General features: G+C 61.7%; 21 protein-coding genes. 17 read left to right on the top strand and 4 right to left on the bottom strand.

Going from position 1 to position 22,077, the window contains the following annotated elements:
• The first annotated feature begins 1 nt into the window (after position 1).
• The 15 genes from murA (at position 2) to tatC (ending at position 11,121) form a co-directional block, all read left to right on the top strand.
• Positions 2-1,252 carry a UDP-N-acetylglucosamine 1-carboxyvinyltransferase gene (gene murA / locus AC0Z42_RS23300; RefSeq protein ID WP_485470556.1) on the top strand — a complete coding sequence of 417 codons (1,251 nt, stop codon included), beginning with the start codon at positions 2-4 and terminating at the stop codon, positions 1,250-1,252.
• Between the two features lie 11 nt (positions 1,253-1,263).
• Entirely contained in the window at positions 1,264-1,929 is a 666-nt protein-coding gene (gene hisG / locus AC0Z42_RS23295; protein ID WP_485470555.1) for an ATP phosphoribosyltransferase, read from the top strand.
• Positions 1,930-1,946: 17 nt separating this feature from the next.
• Positions 1,947-3,269 (top strand): histidinol dehydrogenase, encoded by a 1,323-nt coding sequence (hisD, locus tag AC0Z42_RS23290; RefSeq protein ID WP_485470554.1) that lies wholly within the window; start codon positions 1,947-1,949, stop codon positions 3,267-3,269.
• Entirely contained in the window at positions 3,266-4,159 is an 894-nt protein-coding gene (locus AC0Z42_RS23285; protein ID WP_485470553.1) for a DNA-methyltransferase, read from the top strand. The genes hisD and AC0Z42_RS23285 overlap by 4 nt, the downstream gene beginning before the upstream one ends.
• A 30-nt stretch (positions 4,160-4,189) precedes the next feature.
• Positions 4,190-5,278 carry a histidinol-phosphate transaminase gene (gene hisC, locus AC0Z42_RS23280; protein WP_485470552.1) on the top strand — a complete coding sequence of 363 codons (1,089 nt, stop codon included), beginning with the start codon at positions 4,190-4,192 and terminating at the stop codon, positions 5,276-5,278.
• A gap of 20 nt (positions 5,279-5,298) precedes the next feature.
• Positions 5,299-5,889 (top strand): imidazoleglycerol-phosphate dehydratase HisB, encoded by a 591-nt coding sequence (gene hisB, locus AC0Z42_RS23275; RefSeq protein ID WP_485470551.1) that lies wholly within the window; start codon positions 5,299-5,301, stop codon positions 5,887-5,889.
• Between the two features lie 46 nt (positions 5,890-5,935).
• Entirely contained in the window at positions 5,936-6,574 is a 639-nt protein-coding gene (gene hisH, locus AC0Z42_RS23270) for an imidazole glycerol phosphate synthase subunit HisH (RefSeq protein ID WP_485470550.1), read from the top strand.
• Positions 6,575-6,627: 53 nt separating this feature from the next.
• Positions 6,628-7,422: a 1-(5-phosphoribosyl)-5-[(5-phosphoribosylamino)methylideneamino]imidazole-4-carboxamide isomerase gene (gene hisA / locus AC0Z42_RS23265; protein WP_485470549.1), complete on the top strand. Its 795-nt coding sequence runs from the start codon at positions 6,628-6,630 to the stop codon at positions 7,420-7,422.
• 59 nt (positions 7,423-7,481) lie between these two features.
• A complete protein-coding gene (gene hisF / locus AC0Z42_RS23260; protein ID WP_485470548.1) occupies positions 7,482-8,243 on the top strand; it encodes an imidazole glycerol phosphate synthase subunit HisF in 762 nt (253 codons plus the stop codon).
• Positions 8,244-8,273: 30 nt separating this feature from the next.
• Entirely contained in the window at positions 8,274-8,693 is a 420-nt protein-coding gene (gene hisI, locus AC0Z42_RS23255) for a phosphoribosyl-AMP cyclohydrolase (protein ID WP_485470587.1), read from the top strand.
• Positions 8,690-9,061: a phosphoribosyl-ATP diphosphatase gene (locus tag AC0Z42_RS23250; protein WP_485470547.1), complete on the top strand. Its 372-nt coding sequence runs from the start codon at positions 8,690-8,692 to the stop codon at positions 9,059-9,061. The genes hisI and AC0Z42_RS23250 overlap by 4 nt, the downstream gene beginning before the upstream one ends.
• Positions 9,062-9,078: 17 nt before the next feature.
• Entirely contained in the window at positions 9,079-9,450 is a 372-nt protein-coding gene (locus tag AC0Z42_RS23245) for a histidine triad nucleotide-binding protein (protein ID WP_485470546.1), read from the top strand.
• An 82-nt stretch (positions 9,451-9,532) separates the two neighbouring features.
• Positions 9,533-9,769, top strand: coding sequence for a Sec-independent protein translocase subunit TatA (gene tatA / locus AC0Z42_RS23240; protein ID WP_308923053.1), 237 nt, complete (start codon positions 9,533-9,535; stop codon positions 9,767-9,769).
• Between the two features lie 48 nt (positions 9,770-9,817).
• A complete protein-coding gene (gene tatB / locus AC0Z42_RS23235; protein WP_485470545.1) occupies positions 9,818-10,369 on the top strand; it encodes a Sec-independent protein translocase protein TatB in 552 nt (183 codons plus the stop codon).
• On the top strand, positions 10,366-11,121 hold the full coding sequence (tatC, locus tag AC0Z42_RS23230; RefSeq protein ID WP_485470544.1) for a twin-arginine translocase subunit TatC: 756 nt from the start codon (positions 10,366-10,368) through the stop codon (positions 11,119-11,121). The genes tatB and tatC overlap by 4 nt, the downstream gene beginning before the upstream one ends.
• 191 nt (positions 11,122-11,312) lie before the next feature.
• Here tatC and AC0Z42_RS23225 read toward each other — a convergent pair whose 3' ends face one another.
• From AC0Z42_RS23225 to AC0Z42_RS23210, 4 genes are all read right to left on the bottom strand, one after another.
• Positions 11,313-13,154, bottom strand: a complete 1,842-nt coding sequence (locus AC0Z42_RS23225) for a DUF885 domain-containing protein (protein ID WP_485470586.1) — start codon at positions 13,152-13,154, stop codon at positions 11,313-11,315.
• A 158-nt stretch (positions 13,155-13,312) separates the two neighbouring features.
• On the bottom strand, positions 13,313-13,807 hold the full coding sequence (locus tag AC0Z42_RS23220; RefSeq protein WP_485470543.1) for a hypothetical protein: 495 nt from the start codon (positions 13,805-13,807) through the stop codon (positions 13,313-13,315).
• A gap of 66 nt (positions 13,808-13,873) precedes the next feature.
• Positions 13,874-18,052: an SNF2-related protein gene (locus AC0Z42_RS23215; RefSeq protein ID WP_485470542.1), complete on the bottom strand. Its 4,179-nt coding sequence runs from the start codon at positions 18,050-18,052 to the stop codon at positions 13,874-13,876.
• Positions 18,053-18,082: 30 nt separating this feature from the next.
• A complete protein-coding gene (locus AC0Z42_RS23210; RefSeq protein WP_485470541.1) occupies positions 18,083-20,035 on the bottom strand; it encodes a S9 family peptidase in 1,953 nt (650 codons plus the stop codon).
• A 161-nt stretch (positions 20,036-20,196) separates the two neighbouring features.
• On the opposite strand from AC0Z42_RS23210, the gene hemE reads away from it, so the two are divergent.
• Positions 20,197-21,282 carry a uroporphyrinogen decarboxylase gene (gene hemE / locus AC0Z42_RS23205; RefSeq protein ID WP_485470540.1) on the top strand — a complete coding sequence of 362 codons (1,086 nt, stop codon included), beginning with the start codon at positions 20,197-20,199 and terminating at the stop codon, positions 21,280-21,282.
• A gap of 499 nt (positions 21,283-21,781) precedes the next feature.
• Entirely contained in the window at positions 21,782-22,075 is a 294-nt protein-coding gene (locus AC0Z42_RS23200; protein WP_485470539.1) for a hypothetical protein, read from the top strand.
• Positions 22,076-22,077: the final 2 nt, after the last annotated feature.

Raw genomic sequence — 22,077 nt, 5'->3', positions numbered from 1 at the left:
AATGGACAAGCTCCTGATCAACGGCGGCAACCGCCTGAACGGCGATATCGCCATCTCCGGCGCCAAAAATGCCGCGCTGCCTATCCTGTGTGCGGGCCTCCTGACCGCCGGCGACCTGGAACTGTCGAACGTGCCGCACCTGCACGACGTGGCCACCATGTTGAAACTGCTGGGCCAGACCGGCCTGAAAGTACAGCAGGACGGCGACCGCGTGGTGCTCAACGGCAGCGATATCACCAGCCTGGAAGCGCCGTATGACCTGGTGAAAACCATGCGCGCCTCGATCCTGGTGCTGGGCCCGCTGCTGGCGCGCTTCGGCGAAGCGAAAGTGTCGCTGCCGGGCGGCTGCGCCATCGGTTCGCGTCCGGTCGACCAGCATATCAAGGGCCTGGAAGCCCTGGGCGCCGAGATCCGCATCGAAGCGGGCTATATCTACGCCAAGTGCGCCAAGCTCAAGGGCGCGCGCATCGTTACCGACATGATCACCGTCACCGGCACCGAAAACCTGCTGATGGCAGCCACCCTGGCCGACGGCGAAACCATCCTGGAAAACGCCGCCTGCGAACCGGAAGTGACCGACCTGGCCAACCTGCTGGTGGCGATGGGCGCGAAGATCGACGGCATCGGCAGCAGCCGCCTGGTGATCCAGGGCGTGGCCGAGCTGCATGGCGCGGCCCACGCGGTGATTGCCGACCGTATCGAAACCGGCACCTTTTTGTGCGCGGTGGCGGCCACCGGCGGCGACATCACCCTGCGCAATGTACGCACCGACATCCTCGATTCGGCGCTCGACAAACTGCGCGCGATGGGCCTGACGATGACCTTTGGCGCCGACTGGATCCGCGCCGAAATGTCGGCCCGTCCGAACCCGGTAAGTTTCCGCACCACCGAATACCCGGGTTTCCCGACCGACATGCAGGCGCAGTTCATGGCGGTGAACACGATCGCCAACGGCGCCAGCCGCGTCACCGAAACCATCTTCGAGAACCGCTTCATGCACGTGCAGGAGATGAACCGCTTGGGCGCCGACATCACCATCGAAGGCAATACGGCGATTATCGCCGGCGTCAAGCAGCTGCGCGGCGCGCCCGTGATGGCGACCGACCTGCGCGCCTCGGCGTCGCTGGTGATCGCGGCCCTGGCGGCCGACGGCGAAACCCTGATCGACCGCATCTATCACCTCGACCGCGGCTATGACCGCATGGAAGTGAAGTTGTCGGCGGTTGGCGCCAACATCGTGCGCATCAAGTAAAAGGCAAGAACATGAATGGTTTGAACACGGACTCGCAACTGATCCTGGCGCTGTCGAAGGGCCGCATTTTCGACGACACCATGCCGCTGCTGGAAGCGGCCGGCATCCGCGTGCTGGAAAACCCGGAAACCTCGCGCAAGCTGATACTGCCGACCAATGACCCGAACGTGCGCGTCATTATCGTGCGCGCCAGCGATGTGCCGACCTATGTGCAGTATGGCGCGGCCGACTTCGGCGTGGCCGGCAAGGACGTGCTGCTGGAGCACGGCGGCGAAGGTCTGTACCAGCCGATCGACCTCAATATCGCCGCCTGCCGCATGTCGGTCGCGGTGCAAGCCGGCTTCGACTACGAAAAAGCCGTGCACCAGGGTGCGCGCCTGCGCGTGGCCACCAAGTTCGTGCATACGGCGCGCGAGCATTTCGCCGCCAAGGGCGTGCACGTCGACCTGATCAAGCTGTATGGCTCGATGGAACTGGCGCCGCTGGTGGGCCTGTCCGACGCCATCGTCGACCTGGTCAGCACCGGCAGCACCCTGCGCGCGAACAACCTGGTGGAAGTCGAACACATCATGGAAATCTCGTCGCGGCTGGTGGTCAACCAGGCGGCCTTGAAGCTCAAGCGCGAGCGCTTGCAGCCGATTATCGAAGCGTTTGAACGCGCGTCACAGTCAAAGTAATCAAGCAGGAACCCATCATGCCGATACAGATACGCAAGCTCGATTCAAGCCAGGATGGCTTTCAACAGTCGCTCGACACGCTGCTGGCGTTCGAAGCGGGTACCGATGAAGCGATTGAAACGTCGGTCACGAAAATCCTGGCCGATGTGAAAACGCGCGGCGACGCCGCCGTGCTCGAATACACCAACCGCTTTGACCGTATCCCGCATGGCGGCGCGGCCGAAATGGCCGCCTTCGACATCTCGCAAGCCGAGCTGCAATCGGCCCTGAACGGCTTGCCGTCGGCCCAGCGCGAAGCGCTGCAGGTTGCCGCGCAGCGCATCCGCGTGTTCCATGAGCGCCAGCGCGACGAGCTGAAAGGCTTTACTTACACGGAGCCTGACGGCACGGTGCTGGGCCAGAAGATCACGCCGCTGGACCGGGTCGGTATCTATGTGCCGGGTGGCAAGGCCGCCTATCCGTCGTCGGTACTGATGAATGCGATTCCCGCCCATGTGGCAGGGGTGGCCGAGATCATCATGGTGGTGCCGACGCCCGATGGCATCAAGAACCAGATGGTGCTGGCCGCCGCCGCGATTGCCGGCGTGACGCGCGTGATCACCATCGGCGGCGCGCAGGCGGTAGGCGCTCTGGCCTATGGCACCCGCACGATCGCCGCCGTGGATAAAATCGTCGGCCCCGGTAACGCCTATGTGGCCGCCGCCAAGCGCCGCGTGTTCGGCATCGTCGGCATCGACATGATCGCCGGGCCGTCGGAAATTCTGGTGCTGTGCGACGGCAGCACCGACCCGGACTGGGTGGCGATGGACCTGTTTTCGCAGGCCGAGCACGACGAACTGGCGCAGGCAATCCTGCTATGTCCGGATGCCGACTATATCGCGCGCGTTGAAGAAAGTATCACCAGGCTGCTGCCGACCATGCCGCGCCAGGCCACCATCAGCACCTCGCTGGCCGACCGTGGCGCCCTGATCAAGGTGCGCGACATGGACGAGGCGTGCGCGATCGCCAATGCGATCGCCGCCGAGCACCTGGAAATCTCGGCGCTCGATCCACAGCAGTGGGCCGATAAAATCCGCCATGCCGGCGCCATGTTCCTCGGCCGCTTTTCGTCCGAATCGCTGGGCGACTATTGCTGCGGCCCCAACCACGTGCTGCCGACCTCGCGCACGGCGCGCTTTTCCTCGCCGCTGGGCGTGTATGACTTCCAGAAGCGCTCGTCGATCATCCATGTCAGCGAAGCCGGTGCGCAGACCTTGGGCAAGGTTGCCGCCACCCTGGCCTATGGCGAAGGCCTGCAGGCGCACGCGCGCAGCGCCGAACTGCGCTTGAAACCGCAATGACGCCGGCGGCGGAGCGGGGCGACTGGCTCAACCAGGTCTATTGCGAAGACGCGCTGGCCGGGCTGGCGCGGATTCCCGATGGCGCGGTCGACCTGATCCTGACCGATCCGCCGTACAACCTGGGCAAGGACTACGGCAACGCCTCGGACCAGCAGACGGTGGCCGATTATTTGCGCTGGACCGAACAGTGGATCGATGCGGCGCTGCCCAAGCTGAAAGCCAATGGCAGCCTGTATATTTTCACCACCTGGCGCTATTCGCCCGAGATCTTCGTCCTGCTCAAGCAGCGCATGGCGATGATGAATGAAATCATCTGGGACCGCCGCGTGCCGTCGATGGGCGGCAGCGTGCGCAGCTTTTCGTCGGTGCACGACACGATCGGTTTTTTCGTCAAGCGCAAGGACTATTACTTTGACCTCGACGCGGTGCGCATCGCGTATGACGCGGCGACCAAAAAAGCCCGTTCGCGCTCGATCTTCATCGGCGCCAAATGGCTGGAAGTGGGCTACAACCCGAAGGATTTGTGGAGCGTGTCGCGCCTGCACAAGGAGCACCCGGAACGGGCCGACCACCCGACCCAGAAGCCGCTTGAAATCATCGAGCGTATGCTCAAAGCGTCGTGTCCGCCCGGCGGCGTGGTGCTCGACCTGTTCATGGGCAGCGGCACCACGGCGCTGGCGGCAAAACGCTGCGGACGCGATTTTGTCGGTTTTGAGCTCAATCCCGATTACTGCGCCATTATCGAACAGCGGCTCGCGGCGCTGCAGCAGGAGCAAGATGCACCGGCGCTGGCGCCAGCGAAAAAGAAAGCCGTCAGCAAGCCGGCCGCCAAAAAGCCGGCGGCCAGGAAAACCCGCCGCGCGGCCGTGCCGGAAGATGCGGCCGTTTGAATTGTCATTCATGTCAGGAGTGTTTGCAGCATGTCTTTCCTCGATCAGTTAATTAACAATACGGTACGCCCTGACGTGCGCGCCATCGGCACCTACCATGTGCCCGACGCCAGCGGCTACGTCAAACTCGATGCGATGGAAAACCCGTATCTGCTGCCGCGGCATTTGCGCGACGAGCTGGGCGTGCGCCTGGCAGGCGCAGTGCTGAACCGCTATCCGCCGTCGTACGCCAGCCTGAAGGCTGCCGTCTGCGCCAAGCTGGGCGTGCCCGCCGGTTACGATGTGATCCTGGGCAATGGTTCCGACGAGCTGATCTCGATGCTGGCGATGGCTTGCGCCAGCCAGCAGCGGCGTGCCGTGCTGCTGGCGCCGGTGCCCGGTTTCGTGATGTATGCGCGCTCGGCGCAATTTGCCGGCATGGATTTTGTCGGCGTGCCCCTGAAGGCGGACTTCACGCTCGATCTCGACGCCATGCTGGCGGCCATCGACCAGCATCGTCCGGCGCTGGTATTTTTGGCCTATCCGAACAATCCGACCGGTAATCTGTTCGCCAGCGCCGATATCGAGCGCATCATCGCCGCCCTCGGCGATACGGGCATTGCCGTGGTCGACGAAGCATATGAACCGTTCGCGCAGCACAGTTTCATGGGGCGCCTGCCGGAGTTTCCTAATCTGGTGGTGATGCGTACCGTGTCGAAACTGGGTCTGGCCGGCATCCGCCTGGGTTACATGTCGGGCGCACCAAAACTGCTGGAACAGTTCGAGAAAGTGCGGCCACCGTATAACGTCAATGTGCTGACACAGGTGGCGGCCGAATTCGTGCTCGAGCACCTCGATGTGCTCAATGGCCAGGCCGGCTTGCTCAACAGTGCGCGCGATGCGCTGGCGGCACAGCTGGCGGCGCTGCCAGGCGTGACGGTATTTCCGTCAAAGGCAAATTTTCTATTGATTCGTGTGGCTGATGCCGACGATGTTTGCGCAAAGCTGCTTGCCCACCGGGTTTTAATCAAAAATATGAGTAAAATGCATGCTGTGCTGGCCGACTGCCTGCGTATCAGCGTCAGTACCCCCGAAGAAAATACCCTTTTTTACGATGCCTTCAAGGCATCGCTCGTTTAGCTAATCGCCAGAGTCCCTTCATGAACCGCACCGCAGACATCACGCGCAACACCAACGAGACGCAAGTTCGCGTCGCCATCAACCTCGACGGCACCGGCCAGCAAAAGCTGGACACCGGCGTGCCCTTCCTCGACCATATGCTGGACCAGATCGCGCGCCACGGCCTGATCGATCTCGATATCGAAGCGACCGGCGACGTGCATATCGACAACCACCATACGGTGGAAGACGTCGGCATCACCTTGGGCATGGCGGTGGCCAAGGCCATCGGCGACAAGAAGGGCATCCGCCGCTACGGCCATGCCTATGTGCCGCTGGACGAAGCACTGTCGCGCGTGGTGCTCGATTTCTCGGGCCGTCCTGGCATTGAATACCACATTCCATTCACGCGCGCGATGATCGCCGGCTTCGATGTCGACCTGACGCTGGAATTTTTCCGCGGCTTCGTTAACCATGCCGGCGTGACCCTGCATATTGACAACCTGCGCGGCACCAACGCCCATCACCAGTGCGAAACCGTGTTCAAGGCCTTTGGCCGCGCACTGCGCATGGCTGCCGAGCTCGACGAGCGCGCGGCCGGCATCATTCCGTCGACCAAGGGCAGCCTGTAAGCTCACTTGGCATCGTCTTCACAGATTTCCAGACTGAATAAAACACATGAATAAAATTGTGGTGGTGGATTACGGCATGGGCAACCTGCGCTCGGTGGCGCAGGCGCTGCGCGCGGTGGCGCCGGAAGCGGACGTGCGCATTTCGGGCCTGGCGGCCGATATCGACAGCGCCGACCGCATCGTGCTGCCGGGCCAGGGCGCGATGCCCGACTGCATGCGCAGCCTGCGCGAATCGGGCGTGATGGAAGCGCTGCTGCGCGCGGCCGGCAGCAAGCCGGTGCTGGGCGTGTGCATTGGCGAGCAGATGCTGTTCGACGGCAGCGAAGAGGGTGACGCGGCCGGCCTGGGCTTGTTGCCAGGCAAGGTTGTGCGCTTCCAGCTCGACGGCCAGCTGCAGGACGACGGTTCGCGCTTCAAGGTGCCGCAGATGGGCTGGAACCAAGTCAGGCAAACGGCGTCACATGCCTTGTGGGACGGTATTGCCGACGATGCTTATTTCTATTTTGTGCACAGTTATTTTGCTCAGCCTCAAGAGGCAGCGCATACGGTCGGCCAGACTATCTACGGCAAGCCGTTCGCGTGCGCCGTCGCCCGTGATAATATTTTCGCTACCCAGTTCCACCCTGAAAAAAGTGCCGCCGCCGGTTTGCAGCTATACAAGAACTTCGTTCACTGGCAACCCTGAGCCGTTCCTCTCCAGAACCTTTTGCTTCTCACTCACTTTAAACCACACAGACCATGCTGCTTATTCCCGCCATCGACCTGAAAGACGGTCACTGCGTACGCCTGAAACAAGGCGATATGGAACTTGCCACCGTATTTTCCGAAGACCCGGCCGAAATGGCCCGCCATTGGCTGATGCAGGGCGCGCGGCGGCTGCATCTGGTCGACCTGAACGGCGCGTTTGCCGGCAAGCCGAAAAATGAAGGCGCCGTCAAGGCGATCCTGAAGGCCGTGCAGGATTTCGCGGTGGAAAACGATATCGACGAAATTCCGGTGCAGCTGGGCGGCGGCATCCGCGACCTCGACACCATCGAGCGCTACCTGGACGCCGGCATCAGCTACATCATCATCGGCACGGCGGCCGTGAAAAGCCCGGGCTTCCTGCACGACGCCTGCGGCGCCTTCCCGGGCCATATCATCGTTGGCCTCGACGCCAAGGACGGCAAGGTAGCCACCGATGGCTGGAGCAAGATGTCGGGTCATGAAGTGATCGACCTGGCGAAAAAATTCGAAGCCTATGGAGTGGAAAGCATCATCTACACCGATATCGGCCGCGACGGCATGATGGGCGGCATCAATATCGAAGCCACCGTCAAGCTGGCGCAAGCGGTGAAAATTCCCGTGATCGCTTCGGGCGGCCTGCACAACCTGGGTGATGTGGAAGCATTGTGCGCGGTGCAGGACGAAGGCATCGAAGGCGTGATCTGCGGCCGTTCGATCTACGAAGGCACGATCGACCTGGCCTCGGCACAATTGCGCGCCGACGAGCTCAGCGGCGACCTTGACCTGGAAGACGGCGCCGAAGCCTGATGCAGCACCGCCGGGGCGCGCGCGTCCTGGTTTTATTGTGGCGACAATCTGGATTAATCATGCTTGCAAAACGAATCATCCCCTGCCTGGACGTGACCAATGGCCGCGTCGTCAAGGGCGTCAATTTTACCGAACTGCGCGACGCCGGCGACCCGGTGGAAATCGCGCGCCGCTATGACGAGCAGGGTGCCGACGAAATTACTTTTCTCGACATCACGGCATCGAGCGACAACCGCGGCCTGATCTTCGACATTATCGAAGCGGTCGCCTCGCAAGTGTTCATTCCGCTGACCGTCGGCGGTGGCGTGCGCGTGGTTGACGATGTGCGCCGCCTGCTCAACGCGGGTGCCGACAAGGTCAGCATCAACACTTCGGCCGTGACCAATCCGCAACTGGTGTATGAAGCGTCGCAAAAACACGGTTCGCAATGCATCGTGGTGGCGATCGACGCCAAGCAGGTGTCGCCCGGCAAGTGGGAAGTATTTACGCACGGCGGGCGCAATGCTACCGGCCTCGATGCGTTCGAATGGGCGCGCAAGATGGAAAGCCTGGGCGCCGGTGAAATTTTGCTCACCAGCATGGACCGTGACGGCACCAAGATCGGTTTTGATCTGGGCCTGACGCGCGGCGTGTCCGACGCGGTCGGCATTCCCGTGATTGCCTCGGGCGGCGTGGGCGGCTTGCAGGACCTGGCCGACGGCATCAAGCTGGGCCGCGCCGATGCGGTGCTGGCCGCCAGCATCTTCCATTATGGCCAGCACACGGTACAGGAAGCCAAGCGTTTCATGGCGCAGCAGGGCATTCCGATGCGCCTGGTTTAATAGGACAGAGATAACATGCAGAACGGAACGATGGTTGCAAGCAATGCAAAGTGGCTGAAAAAGGTCAAATGGGACGAGCACGGCCTGGTGCCGGTGATCGCGCAGGAGGCAGGCAGCAACGATGTGCTGATGTTCGCCTGGATGAACCGCGACGCGCTGGCGCGCACGGTGGAACTGGGCGAGGCCGTGTATTGGAGCCGCTCGCGCAAGAAGCTGTGGCACAAGGGCGAGGAATCGGGCCACACGCAAAAGGTGCTGGAAATCCGCCTCGATTGCGATGAGGACGTGGTTTTGCTGAAAATCGAGCAAACCGGCGGCATCGCCTGCCATACGGGTCGCCATTCCTGCTTCTTCCAGAAGTTCGAGGGCGACGAAAAGACCGGCGAATGGCAGATCACCGAACCGGTGCTGCAAGATCCGGCAACCATTTACCCGGCGGCGAAAAAATGAGCGACACCCTGAAACGCCTGGCTGCCGTCATCGAATCGCGCAAGCTGGCCAATGGCGGCGATCCGGCCACCTCCTACGTGGCACGCCTGTTTGCCAAGGGCGACGATGCGATCCTGAAAAAGATCGGCGAAGAAGCGACCGAAACCGTGATGGCCGCCAAGGATGCGCGGCGCGACAATGACCCGTCCAAGGTGCTGTATGAATGCGCCGACCTGTGGTTTCATTCGCTGGTGATGCTGGCGCAGTTCGATTTGACGCCGCAACAGGTGCTCGACGAGCTGGCGCGCCGCGAAGGCCTGTCAGGACTCGAGGAAAAAGCCGCACGCAAGGATGAGCTGCGCGACGCCGGCGAAGCGGACAAACACTGACCAACCCTGGAGCATTCGTGGATAACTGTATTTTCTGCAAGATCGCTGCAAAACAGATTCCGTCGACCATCGTGTACGAGGACGACGACTTGCTCGCCTTTAAAGACATCAACCCGGCCGCACCGGTGCATCTGCTGTTGATCCCGAAACGCCATGTGGCGACCCTGTCCGATTGCGACGACAGCCATGTGGAAGTATTGGGCAAGCTGCTGCGCCTGGCGCCAAAATTGGCGGCCGAGTTTGGCTGCGCCGTCAGCCATGATGCCGATGGCGTGCCATCGGGCGGCTTCAAGACGCTGGTCAACAGCGGTCCGGACGGCGGCCAGGAGGTGTACCACCTGCACATGCATGTGTATGGCGGCCCGCGTCCGTGGCGCGGCCAGCACTGACTTTACGCAACGCACGAAGTTCGCGTGTATACTATCGGCATTGGTTGACGCTACTCGGGCACTGTCCCGCAAGGAGAATGTGATGGGTTCATTGAGTATTTGGCACTGGCTGATCGTTCTGGTGATCGTGATGCTGGTCTTTGGCACCAAGAAACTGGGCAATATGGGCGGTGATATCGGCAAGGCCGTCAAAGGCTTCAAGGATGGCGTCAAGGGCGACGATGAAAAACCGCCGGCGAACACCCCTCCCGTGCCGCCATCGCAAGTGGCCGATAAAAGCACGATCGACGTCGACACGAAAGAAAAAAGCAAGTTCTGATAGCGTGGCGGGGCTTGTGCCCTGCCCGCAGGAAGTACTTGGACGCTTATGATCGATCTCGGTCTCTCTAAAATCGCCATCATTGGCGTGGTGGCGCTGATCGTCATCGGTCCGGAAAAGCTGCCGAAGGTGGCGCGCATGGCCGGTACCTTGTATGGCCGGGCACAGCGCTACCTGAATCAGGTGAAATCCGAAGTCACGCGTGAAATCGAACTCGAAGAGCTGAAAAACCTGCAGAAGGAAGTGCAGGAGGCGGCCGATTCGGTCAAGCAAAGCGTGGAGAAATCCATGCATGGCGTGGAAAATTCAATTTCCGGCAACCTGGCCGAGGTGGAAAACGCCTGGCGCGGCGATACCTCTGTGTATGCGGCGCAGGACCACGACGGCCACGATGCGCATGAAGCCATGCTGCGCGCTACCCAGGACGACCTGGCGCGCAAGGCGCGCGAATTCCGCCGCAAGAAACTGGTACGCAATTCTGCCATTCCCGGCTGGTACAAGCAGCGCCATGGCGGCAAGCAGCATGTGCAGTCGGCCGCGGCCCGCGTGGCGCGCTTCCGGCCGCGCAGCGCCGCCTCCCCATCGTCTTTTTACTCATGAGTAGCAAATCTCCGGTGGAAGAAACTTTTATCTCGCATCTGGTCGAACTGCGCGACCGCCTGGTCAAGGCCTCTATCGGCATCGCCCTGGTGTGCGCCGTGCTGTTTTACTGGCCCGGTCCGGCGCAGATCTACGACTTTATCGCCGCGCCGATGATCGCCTCGCTGCCAGCCGGCTCGAAAATGATCGCCACTGGCGTCATTTCGCCGTTCCTGGTGCCGATGAAGGTGACCCTGGTGATCTCCTTCATCGTTGCCTTGCCGTGGGTGCTGTACCAGTTGTGGGCATTCATCGCGCCGGGCCTGTATACGCATGAAAAGCGGCTGGTCGCGCCACTGGTCATCTCGTCTTCGCTGCTGTTCATGGCCGGCGTGGCCTTCTGCTATTTCTTTGTGTTTGGCCGCGTGTTTCATTTCATCAGCAACTTTTCACCATCGTCGATCGCGGTCACGCCCGATATTGAAAACTATCTCGATTTTGTCATGTCGATGTGCCTGGCCTTCGGCGCCACCTTCGAGGTGCCGGTGGTGGTGGTGATCCTGGTGCGCATGGGACTGGTCAGCATCGCCAAGCTCAAGGAAATACGTCCTTATATCATCGTCGGCGCCTTCGTGATCGCCGCCATCGTCACGCCACCCGACGTGGTCAGCCAGTTCTCGCTGGCCATTCCGATGTGCTTGCTGTTCGAGCTGGGGCTGCTGGTGGCGCCGATGTTTGTCAGGGCCACCCAGGCGCCGGAAGAAGCGTCCTAGACGTCTTGCTGCTGGCCATGAAAAAGCCGCTGTCTTCCCTACGGAAGCAGCGGTTTTTTTGCGGGTAGCGACATGCTACATTCCAGGTGGGAATCGAATTTCTGTTTCCAAGCCTTGAACCAGTTATCGTGCTACCGCAAAAGCATGAAAAAAGGCGCCGCAGCGCCCTTTGCATCAGCAAGGCTCAAGGCTTACTGCATCAATTCCCTGATCACCTTGACCGGCGCGCTGCCGTAGCTGAGGAATTGCTCATGGAAATCCTTCAGCACGAAGCGGTTGCCCAGCGCCTGCTTGCGCTCTTCGCGCAAGTCCATGATTTCGCTGTAGCCGCTGAAATAGCTGGTCAGTTGCACCGAGCTCAGCTGAACGCGGCGCCATTTTTCCGTGGCTTCGCGCCTGGTCTGGAAGGCCTGGCGCGTCAGCAGGTCGATCGCCTGCGCCTCGGTCATGCCCAGCACATGCACGCTGTAGTCGAGAATGGTGTTGGTGACGCTGCGCAAATTCCACTTCGAGTACATCAGCCACATTTCCGCTTCATTGTTGCCGTAGCCCGATTCGAGCATCATGCGCTCGCCATACACGGCCCAGCCTTCAACCATGGCGCCATTGCCGAAGATCGATTTGACCAGCGACGGCGATTTGTTGGCATACACCAGTTGCGTGTAATGGCCGGGGATGGCTTCGTGAATGTTCAGGATCTGCAAGATCCAGTGGTTATATTCGCGCAAGCTGCTTTCCGCCTGTTCCGGCGTTTCGCCGTCGAGCGGGGTCACGTTGTAATACGTGCGGTCTTGCGGACGATAAGGGCCCGGTGCTTCGATGCTGGCGCCAGCCACGCCACGCTGGTAGGGCGGTGTTTCACGCACCACCAGCGGCTTTTGCGGGTCCATCGTCAGCAGATTGTGGCTGGTGACCCATTCCTGCAATTGCGGGATCTGGCGGCGGATCTCGGGCACGAAATCGGCGGGCGCCACGTGATTGCTGGAGAGCTTGTCGATTACCATGCCGATCTTGGCGGTACGGTCCTGCGGCTTCGCAACATTGCCCATGGTCTTGTTCCACAGCTCGTCGGACAGGCTGTCCATGTGTTCCAGCAGTTTTTCGCGCGCCGCCAGGGCCTTCTGGTACATCTGCTCGGCGCTGACGCTGGCCTGGATATCGTAATTGAACTTCTGCTCGTACAGTTCCTTGCCGATGCGGAACGAGCGCGCGCCGTTTTGCGCCAGCGCGGCGTCCTGCTCGGTCAGCCAGGCGGCATAGCCCTGCACGGCCGTGCGCGCCGCCGTCACGCGCGCGTTGTACAGCTGCTTTTCGGTCGGTGTCAGGATCGATGCCTGCGCTGCCTTGTTCAGGTCGTCAAGCACGGTCAGCACGCCGGCGCTTTGCGCGATCGCCAGCTGCGTGTGTTCACGCGTCGGATTGACAATGCTGGCGCGCGCGGCGACATAGTATTGCGGCACGGTGGCGATGCGCTTGAGCAGGGTGCGCAGGCGCTGCGGCTGCGAAGCGTATTCCGTGTTGAGGATGAAGTCGATCGAGCTGGCCACGTTGTACTGGGCAGGATTCCATTCGAATTCGCGGAAGGTGGTCAGGTACCAGCGGTCCGATTGCAGCTTGTTGGTGAGCAACGCGAGGTCGGTACGCTGCTTGTCGGACATTTTGCTGCCGTCGAGTTTGCCGAATTTGTCCAGCCATTCGTCGATAAAGGCCAGCTGGCGCTGGCGATTGGCGGCGTCGGGGATGGTCAGGTTGGCGGCGCCGTCATATTTGCCGGCCGAAATCGCGCTTTCCGGATCGAGCTGCCACAGCTTGGTCAAAAACTGGCCGCTGAGGTAATTCATGGTGCGGTCGCGGCTGTTTTCACCGGCGATGGCGGCCGCCGCGGCTGCCGTGGCGGTGGCGCCGACGACGGCTTTTTTGGCAACCGAAGTTTTTGCGGCCTTGGCATTTTTCTGCGGTTTTTTGGCGGCGCTGGCTGGCGACAGCGTGAACGCCATCATCAATGCTGCCAGCACAACTTTATTTCTTATCATCATAAGGATTCTCTTGATTATTTGGTTATTTGTGTTTATCAGAAAATATTAATCTGATAATGTCGGTAACAAACAACGATTGCACAGTCGTGCCGAGCTTGCCGTAGCGGGCCAAAGATTAGCATCAATCACCGGCGTTGCGCCACTTTTACATGAGATCAGACGACGATGGCGTGTTGGCGCAGCATTTCCTGCAGGCGTGCATTGATGGTGTCCACGGCATGCTTGCCGCGCGCCATGCCGCTGGCATGGATCACCGTTTGCCGGCTGGTGCGCAGGCTGATGCGTACCGTGTACGAGCGGAACAGCCAGCTCCAGAAATTGGTCTCGTAGCCGGCCTGATCCATGTCGCGCCATTGCACGCCGGTCAGTCTTTTCTTCCACGGCAAGATGCCGGAGGCCAGCCAGACGCCGGCCTCGTCGTAATACAGCTGATAGCTGCGGATCGTCAGCAGACGGTAGCCGACGATCAGCGCCGAGCCGATCAGCACGATCAAGGCGGCGCGCGTGTTGTACTTGAAGGCCAGCGGCAGGGCGGCAAAGAACAGCAGCACGGCAATGACGAAGGTGCCGGCATACGCGGTCCAGGATTTGCCGCACAAAAAAACCGCGCGCGGGCCGCTGCTGTCGGGAATGGCAAGTGGATCGGTCATGGAGGCGGTCGTAAAACACGGAAAAAACATCATCGCATGGAATCTGCCTGTTCGTTCGCACCAGCGCTACTTTTTCATTCCTTCCTGCAGCATGCCCAGCATGTCATTGGCCGACATGCGCGCGGCCGCGTCGCTGCCTTCCAATAAACTGTCGGCCAGGTCGCGCTTGTGCTGGTGCAGTTCGACGATGCCTTCCTCGATCGTGTGTTTTGCCACCAGCCGGTAAATCGTCACGGGGCGCAGCTGGCCCATGCGGTGGGCGCGGTCCGAGGCCTGGTCTTCGACGGCCGGATTCCACCACGGGTCCATATGGATCACGTAGTCGGCCGCCGTCAGGTTGATGCCCATGCCGCCCGCTTTCAGGCTGATCAGGAACACATCGCCGTCACCGGCCTGGAAGGCGTCGACACGGCGCTTGCGCTCCTGCATGGTGGTGCTGCCATCGAGATACTGGTAGTGCACGCCATGCTGCTCCAGATGCTGGCGGATCAGGGTCAAATGGTCGACGAACTGGCTGAACACCAGCACCTTGTGGCGGTTTTCCAGCAAGCCCGACAATAGCTCGGCAAACGCCGCCAGCTTGCTGCTGGCCAGGCCCAGCTCCGGCGCCACCAGTTGCGGATTGCAGCAGGCGCGGCGCAGCTTCATGATTTCTGCCAGGATCTGGATGGCTTTTTTCGAGGCCGGCCCTTCCACCATCGCCAGTTTTTCCAGCGCTTCGCGGCGCAAGGATTCGTACAGCGCAGTTTCCTGCGGCGACAGCTGCACTTCCATCACGATCTCGGTGCGCGGCGGCAATTCGGACAGGACTTGCGTCTTGGTACGGCGCAAGATGAAGGGCGCGATCAGGCGCTTGAGGCGCAAGCGGGCGCCGGCGGCGGCGCGTTTGTCCTGGTCTTTTTCGATCGGACCGGCAAAGCGCAGGTTGAACTGGTCCAGCGTGCCCAGCAAGCCTGGGTTGATGAAGCGAAACAGATTCCACAATTCGCCCAGGTGATTTTCCAGCGGCGTGCCGCTGGCCACCATGCGAAAGTCCCCCTGCAGCGCCATCACGGCCTGCGAACGCTTGGTAGCGCCATTCTTGATCGCCTGCGCTTCATCGAGCACGATGGTATGCCAGCGTACGCCGGCAAACAGCGCCGCTTCCTGCTGCAGCAAGCCATAGCTGGTTACCACCAGGTCGAACGGCTGCAGTTGTTCCAGCATGTCGGCGCGGTCGCCGCTGCCGAACAGTTTCAGCTTCAAGGTCGGCGCGAAGCGCTGCGCTTCGGACAGCCAGTTCATGCACACCGACGTCGGCGCCACCACCAGCGTCGGCCCTTGCGGCGCGCGCGACAGGATCAGCGCCAGCGCCTGCAAGGTCTTGCCGAGACCCATGTCGTCGGCCAGGCAGGCACCCACGCCCCAGTTGGCCAGCCGCGCCAGCCACTCGAAGCCGGCCAGCTGGTAGTCGCGCAGGTCGGCCTGCAAGGTCGAGGGCAGCTGCGGCGTGTAATCGTCGAGCGCGCGCAGGCGCAGCAGGTGCTCGCGCCACAGCTTGTCGGCTTTCACGCCACCGGCGTCATTGGCCAGTTCCTCCAGCGCAAACGCGGCCAGCGGATGCACATGCACGCCGTCCTCGTGCGCCTGGCCATACGCGGCCAGTTCGGACAGGCGCCGGTGCAATTCGTCACTCAAGGCCAGGAACTGATTGTCGCCCAGCGCCACGAAGCGGCTCTTGTTGTTCTGCATCAGATCGAGCAGGGCGCGCAGGTCCATCACCTTGTCTTCGTCGATCTGCACTTCGCCACTGGCGGCAAACCAGTCCTTGTCGCTCTTGATATTGAGACGCATCTGGCCGCTGTCGATGCGTTTGGAGACACGCATCGATTCGCCCTCGGGCCAGGCCAGCACGATGCCTGCCGGATCGAGTTCCTGCAATTCCACCAGCAGCTGCAACGACAGCGAAGGCTGGCCCAGCAGCCATTCGCCATGCTCTTCCTCGGCCTCTTCCAGCACCAGGCATTTGCCGATCAGCTGGCGCTGCGCTTCGCGTTCGCCATTCAGGTCGCGCCGCGCCTGCACCGCGCGCCCGGCGACATCGGCAAACACGCTTTCGGCGCCGCTGCCGGGGGCGTAATAGGCGCCGCTGTCGACCAGCGGGCGCACCAGGATCTGCATTTTCAGGCCCTGATTGTAGGGCAGCAGGTGCACATGCAGGCGCGCATCGGCCGTGATCACTTCGGCGTCCGCCGCGCCGCCGCCGATATCGGACTGCACCGTGACGATCGATGAAATGGCGCCGATCGCCTGCAGCACCTGTTTTTCCGCATGCAGCGGCACCGACAGGCCCAGGCCGACAATCGCGGCGATGCGCCGGTGCTCGTCCTGGATATGTACCACGCGCAAGCGGGTCGGGGTTTCTTTCAGCACCACTACGTCGACCGCTTCGTCCGGCACCGGCGGCTGCAGGCCCAGCCACAGCTGGCCGTCATGCGACTTGATCAGCAGTTCCGGCGCGCCAGCCAGCAATTCCACGCGCGTGTCGGGCGCATCGAGCCAGAACACCAGCGGATGGCCGACCAGCAGCAGGGCCGCCTTGTCGGCCACGATTTCATGGCGCGGCGCCGACGAGTAATATTGCTTGAAGGGCAGGATGCTGGCGGCCGCGCGCACGTCGTGCGGCGATAGAAAGTCAAGCTCGTGCGCCTCTTCGGCCAGGCGTTTCAAGCCCATGGCGCGGCCCTTGCTCCAGCCGCCGCGCGTGTCGCGCTTCTGCTCGCGCACTTCCACCGCCGTCAGGCCATGGCGCGTGTCGAAGGCCACCAGCCAGACCAGCCGCGAGGCACTTCCCGGCGCCTCGCTGGCCGCGCCCGGCTGCAAATTGATCAGTGCGCTCAGCTGGCGCTGCCACGCTTCCTGGCGCTCGAACCACGGCGCCATATCGGTCAGGCCATGTTTGGCGCGCAGGGCCGTGGCCTGGCGTTCCCGGGCCGGGTCGCCCAGCAACCCCAGCAAGCCGGCCGCCTGCGCGGCGATCAGCTCGTAGCCTGCCGCATCGGCCTGGCTGATGAGCGCTTCCAGTTGCGGCTTGCGCTCGGCCAGTTGCGGCAGCGACAGCCAGTAGTACAACAAGCCCTGGAACAGCTGCGCCTGCAAGGCGCTTTCCCAGTGGCGCGTTTGTACCAGTTCGGCCTGCATCACGCCGGCGCGCACCAGGCGCAGCATGTGCAGCTGCTGGTAGACGGCGCTGTCGTGGCTGGGCTGGACATGCACGGCGATATCGAGATACGTCTCGGCCGTTTTCAGGTGTTTCGCGTCGCCGCTTTTCAGCAGCGCCAGCATGTACAGATGGCCGCCGACGCCCGTAAACAGCTGCTTGCGCTTGCCGGTTTCCTTGCGCAGCGCTTTCAGGGCTGCTTCAAAACCGGCCAGCGCGCTGGCATGTTCGCCGCGCAGCACGGCGATGGTGCTGTCGATATACACCGTCTGCGCGCCTTCCTGGCCGGCCAGGTAAGCGGCTGCCTGCTCCAGTTCGCCGCACAGGATGGCGTCCTCGGCCAGGGCGAGGGGCAGCGCTGGTGAAATCCAGTCGCCGGCCGCCGTCTGCGCCGCGAAATGCGCGCGCGCATAGCTGCGGATGGCTGGCGCCGTGGCCGGCTCGCGCGGCGCGTTGGCCAGCAGCACGGCCAGTATCTCGTCCTGCAGCTGCGGCACGATATACGGCAACATCTCCGGCTCGAACGGCCGGCCGCAAATCTCGATCAGCGGATGCAGCTGCTGCGCTTCGTAGCAGGCCATGCAGGCCACCAGCAGGCTGGCCACCTGGCTGCGTTCGTCATTGCGCAGCAGCGCGATGCGCAAGCGCGCCACGCCTTGCCGGTAGCTGCGCAACTCCACATAGCCGTCCCAGTTGCGGCGCACCGGGTTGATGGTTTCGATGGCGTGGCACAGGTCGCGAAAATGCAGGTGTTCGATCGCCTCGCGCATGGCCGGCCAGCGCAGTTTCGCTTCGCAGGCAAAGCCGCGACCCACCACTTCGGTCGCCATGGCCAGGCGCGCCAGCCGCTGCAGCATGTTTGTTACCGTCATCAGCTTGAACGGCGTGCCGTCGGGCTCGACGATATTGGCGAGCTGTAGGTGTTCATATACGGCGTGCTTGCCGACCGGCTCGCCGACGATGGCCAGCAAGGCCAGGATCATCTTTTCGTGCAGGTCGAGGGCGTCGAATTGTTCAAGCAATTCAAGCAAATGCGGGTCGGTCATGCGGCTGTTCTAGGTAGGTGAATGAAATGATCAGGCGGGCAGGTTGTCGATCTGCACCGGCGCCTCGCTCTCTGGCGTAGCCAGCCGGAACACGCGCTGATAAAAATACAGTTCCGCATCCAGGGTGCGGATGATGTTTTCTGCCTTGCGGAAACCATGGCCTTCGCCTTCGAGCGGCACATACGCCACCGGCACCCCGCTCGCTTTCAGGGCGTCGACCATCAGCTGCGACTGCTGCGGCGGCACCACCTTGTCGTCGAGGCCCTGGAAGAAAATCATCGGCCGCGACAGTCTGTCGGTATGGTGGATCGGCGAACGGGCCTGGTACAGCGCTTCGGCCTCGGGCTGGGAGGCGATCAGGTAGTCATTGTAGTGCGATTCGAACTTGTGCGAATCGAGGTCCAGCCCTTTCAGGTCGGATACGCCATAGTAGCTGGCGCCGGCCTTGAACACCTCGTGGAACGTCAATGCACACAAGGTGGTCAGACCGCCGGCACTGCCGCCGCGGATGATCAGCCGCTCGCCGTCGGCCAGGCCCTGCGCCACCAGGTAGCGCGCGCCGGCGATGCAGTCTTCCACGTCAACGATGCCCCACTGGCCACGCAGCGCGTCGCGGTAGGCGCGGCCAAAGCCGCTGCTGCCGCCATAGTTGACGTCGAGCACGCCGATGCCGCGGCTGGTCCAGTACTGGGTTGCCAGTTTCAGGGTATTGCTGGCCATGCTGGTGGGGCCGCCATGGCTGATCACGATCACTGGCGGCAAGGTGCCTTCGGGCGCTTGCGCGTCGCCATTGGTGGGCGCATAGAAAAACGCGTGCGCCGTGCGGCCGTTCGCGCTGGGGTAGCTGATGCTGCGCGGCACCGACAAGTAGGCCAGCGCAGGCAGCTCGCAGATCGATTGCGCCAGCACTTCCAGTTCATTGTTCGACAAATCGATGCGCGCCAGTTCCAGCGCGATGGTGGGGCTGCCGCCCAGCAGCGCCACGTAGCCGGGACCGACGCGCAGCTCGCGGATTTCCTGGTACGGGTGCGGCAAGGCTTCCAGCTTCGCCGCACCCACCGTCAAGCGGGCCAGGTGGCTCACGCCCTGCACGATATACGCGCAAATAAGTTCATCGTCCGACACAAAACCATACAGGCTGCCGCCAAAGGTCCAGTGCGGCGTGGCAAATTCGGCTTCCATCGGGCACAGCGCTTCGACCTTGCCGCCATGCAGGCGGTACAGATTCCACCAGCCGCTGCGGTCGGACACAAAATGCAGCACGCCACCAGGCGACCATTCCGGCTGGCAAATCGATTCGCTTGCGCTGCCGGCCACCAGGCGCGGCGCGCCCAGGCTGCCATCGGCCTGCACCTCGGCCAGCCACAGCTCGGTACCCTGCCATGGCAGGCGCGGATGGTCCCAGGTGATCCAGGCCAGTTGCTGGCCGTCCGGCGACAGGCGCGGTGCGGCGTAGAAATCGCGGCCTTGCGCCAATATCGTTTCGGTGCCGTCGAAGCCGACCGCCGCCAGGGTGTTTTCGGGATGGGCATGCCCTTCGGCAGGATGCTGCTCGCGCACCGTGATCAGGCGCGCGCGCGTGGCATCCACTACGAAATCGGCATAACGCGTATTGCCGCCGGTACCGAACGCCTCGGCGGCGGCGTCGTCCTTGATGCGGTACAGGCGGTTGTCAAGAAAATGCGAAAAATAGACGTTGTCGCCATCGACGGCATAGGCGCCGCCGCCATATTCATGCACGCGGGTGCGCACATTGAAGGGCGCGGGCGTGACATCGTCGACGCGCGCGCCGCGCTGGCGCAGCAGGGTGTTGCGGCCCGCTTCGCTGGCGCGCCCGGCCAGCCAGTACACATCGCCGCCGTCCGCACCACCCAGCGCCAGCTGCGTCAGCGGCGAAGCGCCGGCCGCGACGATGGCGGCGCTGATCGGCGAAGGCCAGGTGCCGCAGGGGATCACTGGGGTAGTCGGGGTGGTCGATGTCATGTGAAACTCCGTTCGGTAGGTGGGGCGGCAAATGCCAGGCGTGCATCATCATAAAGGAAGCCGCCAGGCTGCGCCAAATGCTGCAAACCGTTACCGGTATCAATGAACTGGCGGCAATTGGGTGCGATAATACCCGCTTCCCCAAAGCCTGATTGCCTGCCATGCCACAATTTGCTCCGCTCCAGAACGACACCTTTTTGCGCGCCCTGCTGCGCCAGCCGACCGAGCACACGCCTGTGTGGCTGATGCGCCAAGCCGGCCGCTACCTGCCTGAATACCGCGCCACGCGCGAGCGGGCCGGTTCTTTCCTGGGTTTGGCAAAAAATCCCGATTACGCCACTGAAGTGACCTTGCAGCCCCTGGAACGTTTCCCGCTGGACGCGGCAATCCTGTTTTCCGATATCCTGACGGTACCCGACGCGATGGGCCTGGGCCTGTATTTCGCCGATGGCGAAGGGCCGAAATTCGAGCGTCCGCTGCGTACCGAACAGGACGTGATGGCCTTGCAAGTGCCGGACCTCGATTCGCTCGACTACGTCTTCAAGGCCGTCACGCAGATCCGCACCGAACTCAATGGCCGCGTGCCACTGATCGGCTTTTCCGGCAGCCCGTGGACCCTGGCCTGTTATATGGTGGAAGGCGGCGGCTCGAAAGAATTCCACACCATCAAGAAGATGCTGTACAACCGCCCCGAGCTGATGCACCACATCCTGGCAATCAATGCTACCTCGGTGGCGCAGTACCTGAATGCGCAGATCGACGCCGGCGCGCAAGCGGTAATGATTTTCGACTCCTGGGGCGGTGCGCTGGCCGATGGTGCATACCAGGAGTTCTCGCTGGCCTACATGCAGCAAGTGGTGGCGCAACTGAAGCGCGACAAGGATGGCGTGAAAATTCCCGCCATCGTATTTACCAAGGGCGGCGGTCAGTGGATCGAGCAGATTGCCGATATCGGCGCCGACGCCGTCGGCCTGGACTGGACCGTCAACCTGACCCGCGCGCGCCAGCTGGTCGGCCATAAAGTCGGTCTGCAGGGCAACCTGGACCCGGCCATCCTGTTTGCCAGCCCGGACCAGATCCGCGCCGAAGTGGCCAAGGTTTTGAATGCTTTCGGCGCGCCGTCGGCAGGCACCGGTCACGTATTCAACCTCGGCCATGGAATTTCCCAGTTCACCCCGCCGGAATCGGTGGAAGCCATGGTCGAAGCCGTGCATAGCCAGAGCCGCGCGCTGCGCGCCGGCAAGTAATATCGCCCGCCGTTACCGGGACCGGGACCGGGTACCGGCACTGCAAGGCAGGTTTTCCACAGGAAGCCTGCCTTTTTTGTTTGCGGCCTTGCAGCATGAAAACCGACTTATGCACAATTTTTTTTACTGCGGAAATAATAGGCAGTTAAAAATCCATGCCCGGGAGCGTGTTGCAAGTCATTGATTCTTAGGTGATAAAAATTGGTTTCCATAAGCGGCTTGGCTATAACTGGCAAGGTTGTTCTGCTGAAAGGCGGCGTTGTTCCTTCATTGTCCACAAAGTTATCAACAGATTTCTGTGGATAAAAATGAAAAGTATTTTGTTATCCGGGACTTAGCGGCGATGCGCAGGTTTTACCTGAGATGCATGGTGCAGTGCATGATGATTCAATAACGAAGCGCCTGCCCGGCTTGTCAACATGCTGCCGTCGCCGATTGTGAATAACGTGCTGCTAATTACCTGAAAATGCCTTGGTGCATATCGTGGCAATCATGCTTTATGCTAAGAAATAAAGCTTCAAATGGCTCAGTTATGCACAGCTGCCGGGTTAAGCCTGCTATTTCAGCCCTGCCGGGCTGTGTTTTTCAAGTCACTGATTTTAAACAATTAATTTATTTTGCGCGCGCTCTTGACGGCGATTGGCATTCCATGCAATGCGGATTTTTGAACCTTCATTTTGCTTTGTCCACAAAGTTATCCACAGAATTATCTTCAGGCTGGCCCGGCATCGGCGGCGAGACCAAGTATCATGGCCGGCTGTGCGCCCGCCGCATTGTTATCAACCTGGAATAGAC

The sequence above is a fragment of the Janthinobacterium sp. 1L-D-8-B-C4 genome (genome assembly GCF_057291295.1).
The sequence above is the reverse complement of the archived record's forward strand: the minus strand, read 5'-3'. Positions and strand labels throughout refer to the sequence as shown.

Bases quoted from the DNA above. Each gene is read 5' to 3' on its own strand.
- hisA (WP_485470549.1), top strand. From the start codon at position 6,628: ATGCTGCTTATTCCCGCCATCGACCTGAAAGACGGTCACTGCGTACGC.
- hisF (WP_485470548.1), top strand. From the start codon at position 7,482: ATGCTTGCAAAACGAATCATCCCCTGCCTGGACGTGACCAATGGCCGC.
- murA (WP_485470556.1), top strand. From the start codon at position 2: ATGGACAAGCTCCTGATCAACGGCGGCAACCGCCTGAACGGCGATATC.
- AC0Z42_RS23250 (WP_485470547.1), top strand. From the start codon at position 8,690: ATGAGCGACACCCTGAAACGCCTGGCTGCCGTCATCGAATCGCGCAAG.
- AC0Z42_RS23215 (WP_485470542.1), bottom strand. From the start codon at position 18,052: ATGACCGACCCGCATTTGCTTGAATTGCTTGAACAATTCGACGCCCTC.
- tatC (WP_485470544.1), top strand. From the start codon at position 10,366: ATGAGTAGCAAATCTCCGGTGGAAGAAACTTTTATCTCGCATCTGGTC.
- tatA (WP_308923053.1), top strand. From the start codon at position 9,533: ATGGGTTCATTGAGTATTTGGCACTGGCTGATCGTTCTGGTGATCGTG.
- hisH (WP_485470550.1), top strand. From the start codon at position 5,936: ATGAATAAAATTGTGGTGGTGGATTACGGCATGGGCAACCTGCGCTCG.
- hisI (WP_485470587.1), top strand. From the start codon at position 8,274: ATGGTTGCAAGCAATGCAAAGTGGCTGAAAAAGGTCAAATGGGACGAG.
- hisB (WP_485470551.1), top strand. From the start codon at position 5,299: ATGAACCGCACCGCAGACATCACGCGCAACACCAACGAGACGCAAGTT.
- hisG (WP_485470555.1), top strand. From the start codon at position 1,264: ATGAATGGTTTGAACACGGACTCGCAACTGATCCTGGCGCTGTCGAAG.
- AC0Z42_RS23220 (WP_485470543.1), bottom strand. From the start codon at position 13,807: ATGACCGATCCACTTGCCATTCCCGACAGCAGCGGCCCGCGCGCGGTT.
- hisC (WP_485470552.1), top strand. From the start codon at position 4,190: ATGTCTTTCCTCGATCAGTTAATTAACAATACGGTACGCCCTGACGTG.
- AC0Z42_RS23225 (WP_485470586.1), bottom strand. From the start codon at position 13,154: ATGATAAGAAATAAAGTTGTGCTGGCAGCATTGATGATGGCGTTCACG.
- AC0Z42_RS23285 (WP_485470553.1), top strand. From the start codon at position 3,266: ATGACGCCGGCGGCGGAGCGGGGCGACTGGCTCAACCAGGTCTATTGC.
- AC0Z42_RS23200 (WP_485470539.1), top strand. From the start codon at position 21,782: ATGCTAAGAAATAAAGCTTCAAATGGCTCAGTTATGCACAGCTGCCGG.
- hisD (WP_485470554.1), top strand. From the start codon at position 1,947: ATGCCGATACAGATACGCAAGCTCGATTCAAGCCAGGATGGCTTTCAA.
- hemE (WP_485470540.1), top strand. From the start codon at position 20,197: ATGCCACAATTTGCTCCGCTCCAGAACGACACCTTTTTGCGCGCCCTG.
- tatB (WP_485470545.1), top strand. From the start codon at position 9,818: ATGATCGATCTCGGTCTCTCTAAAATCGCCATCATTGGCGTGGTGGCG.
- AC0Z42_RS23210 (WP_485470541.1), bottom strand. From the start codon at position 20,035: ATGACATCGACCACCCCGACTACCCCAGTGATCCCCTGCGGCACCTGG.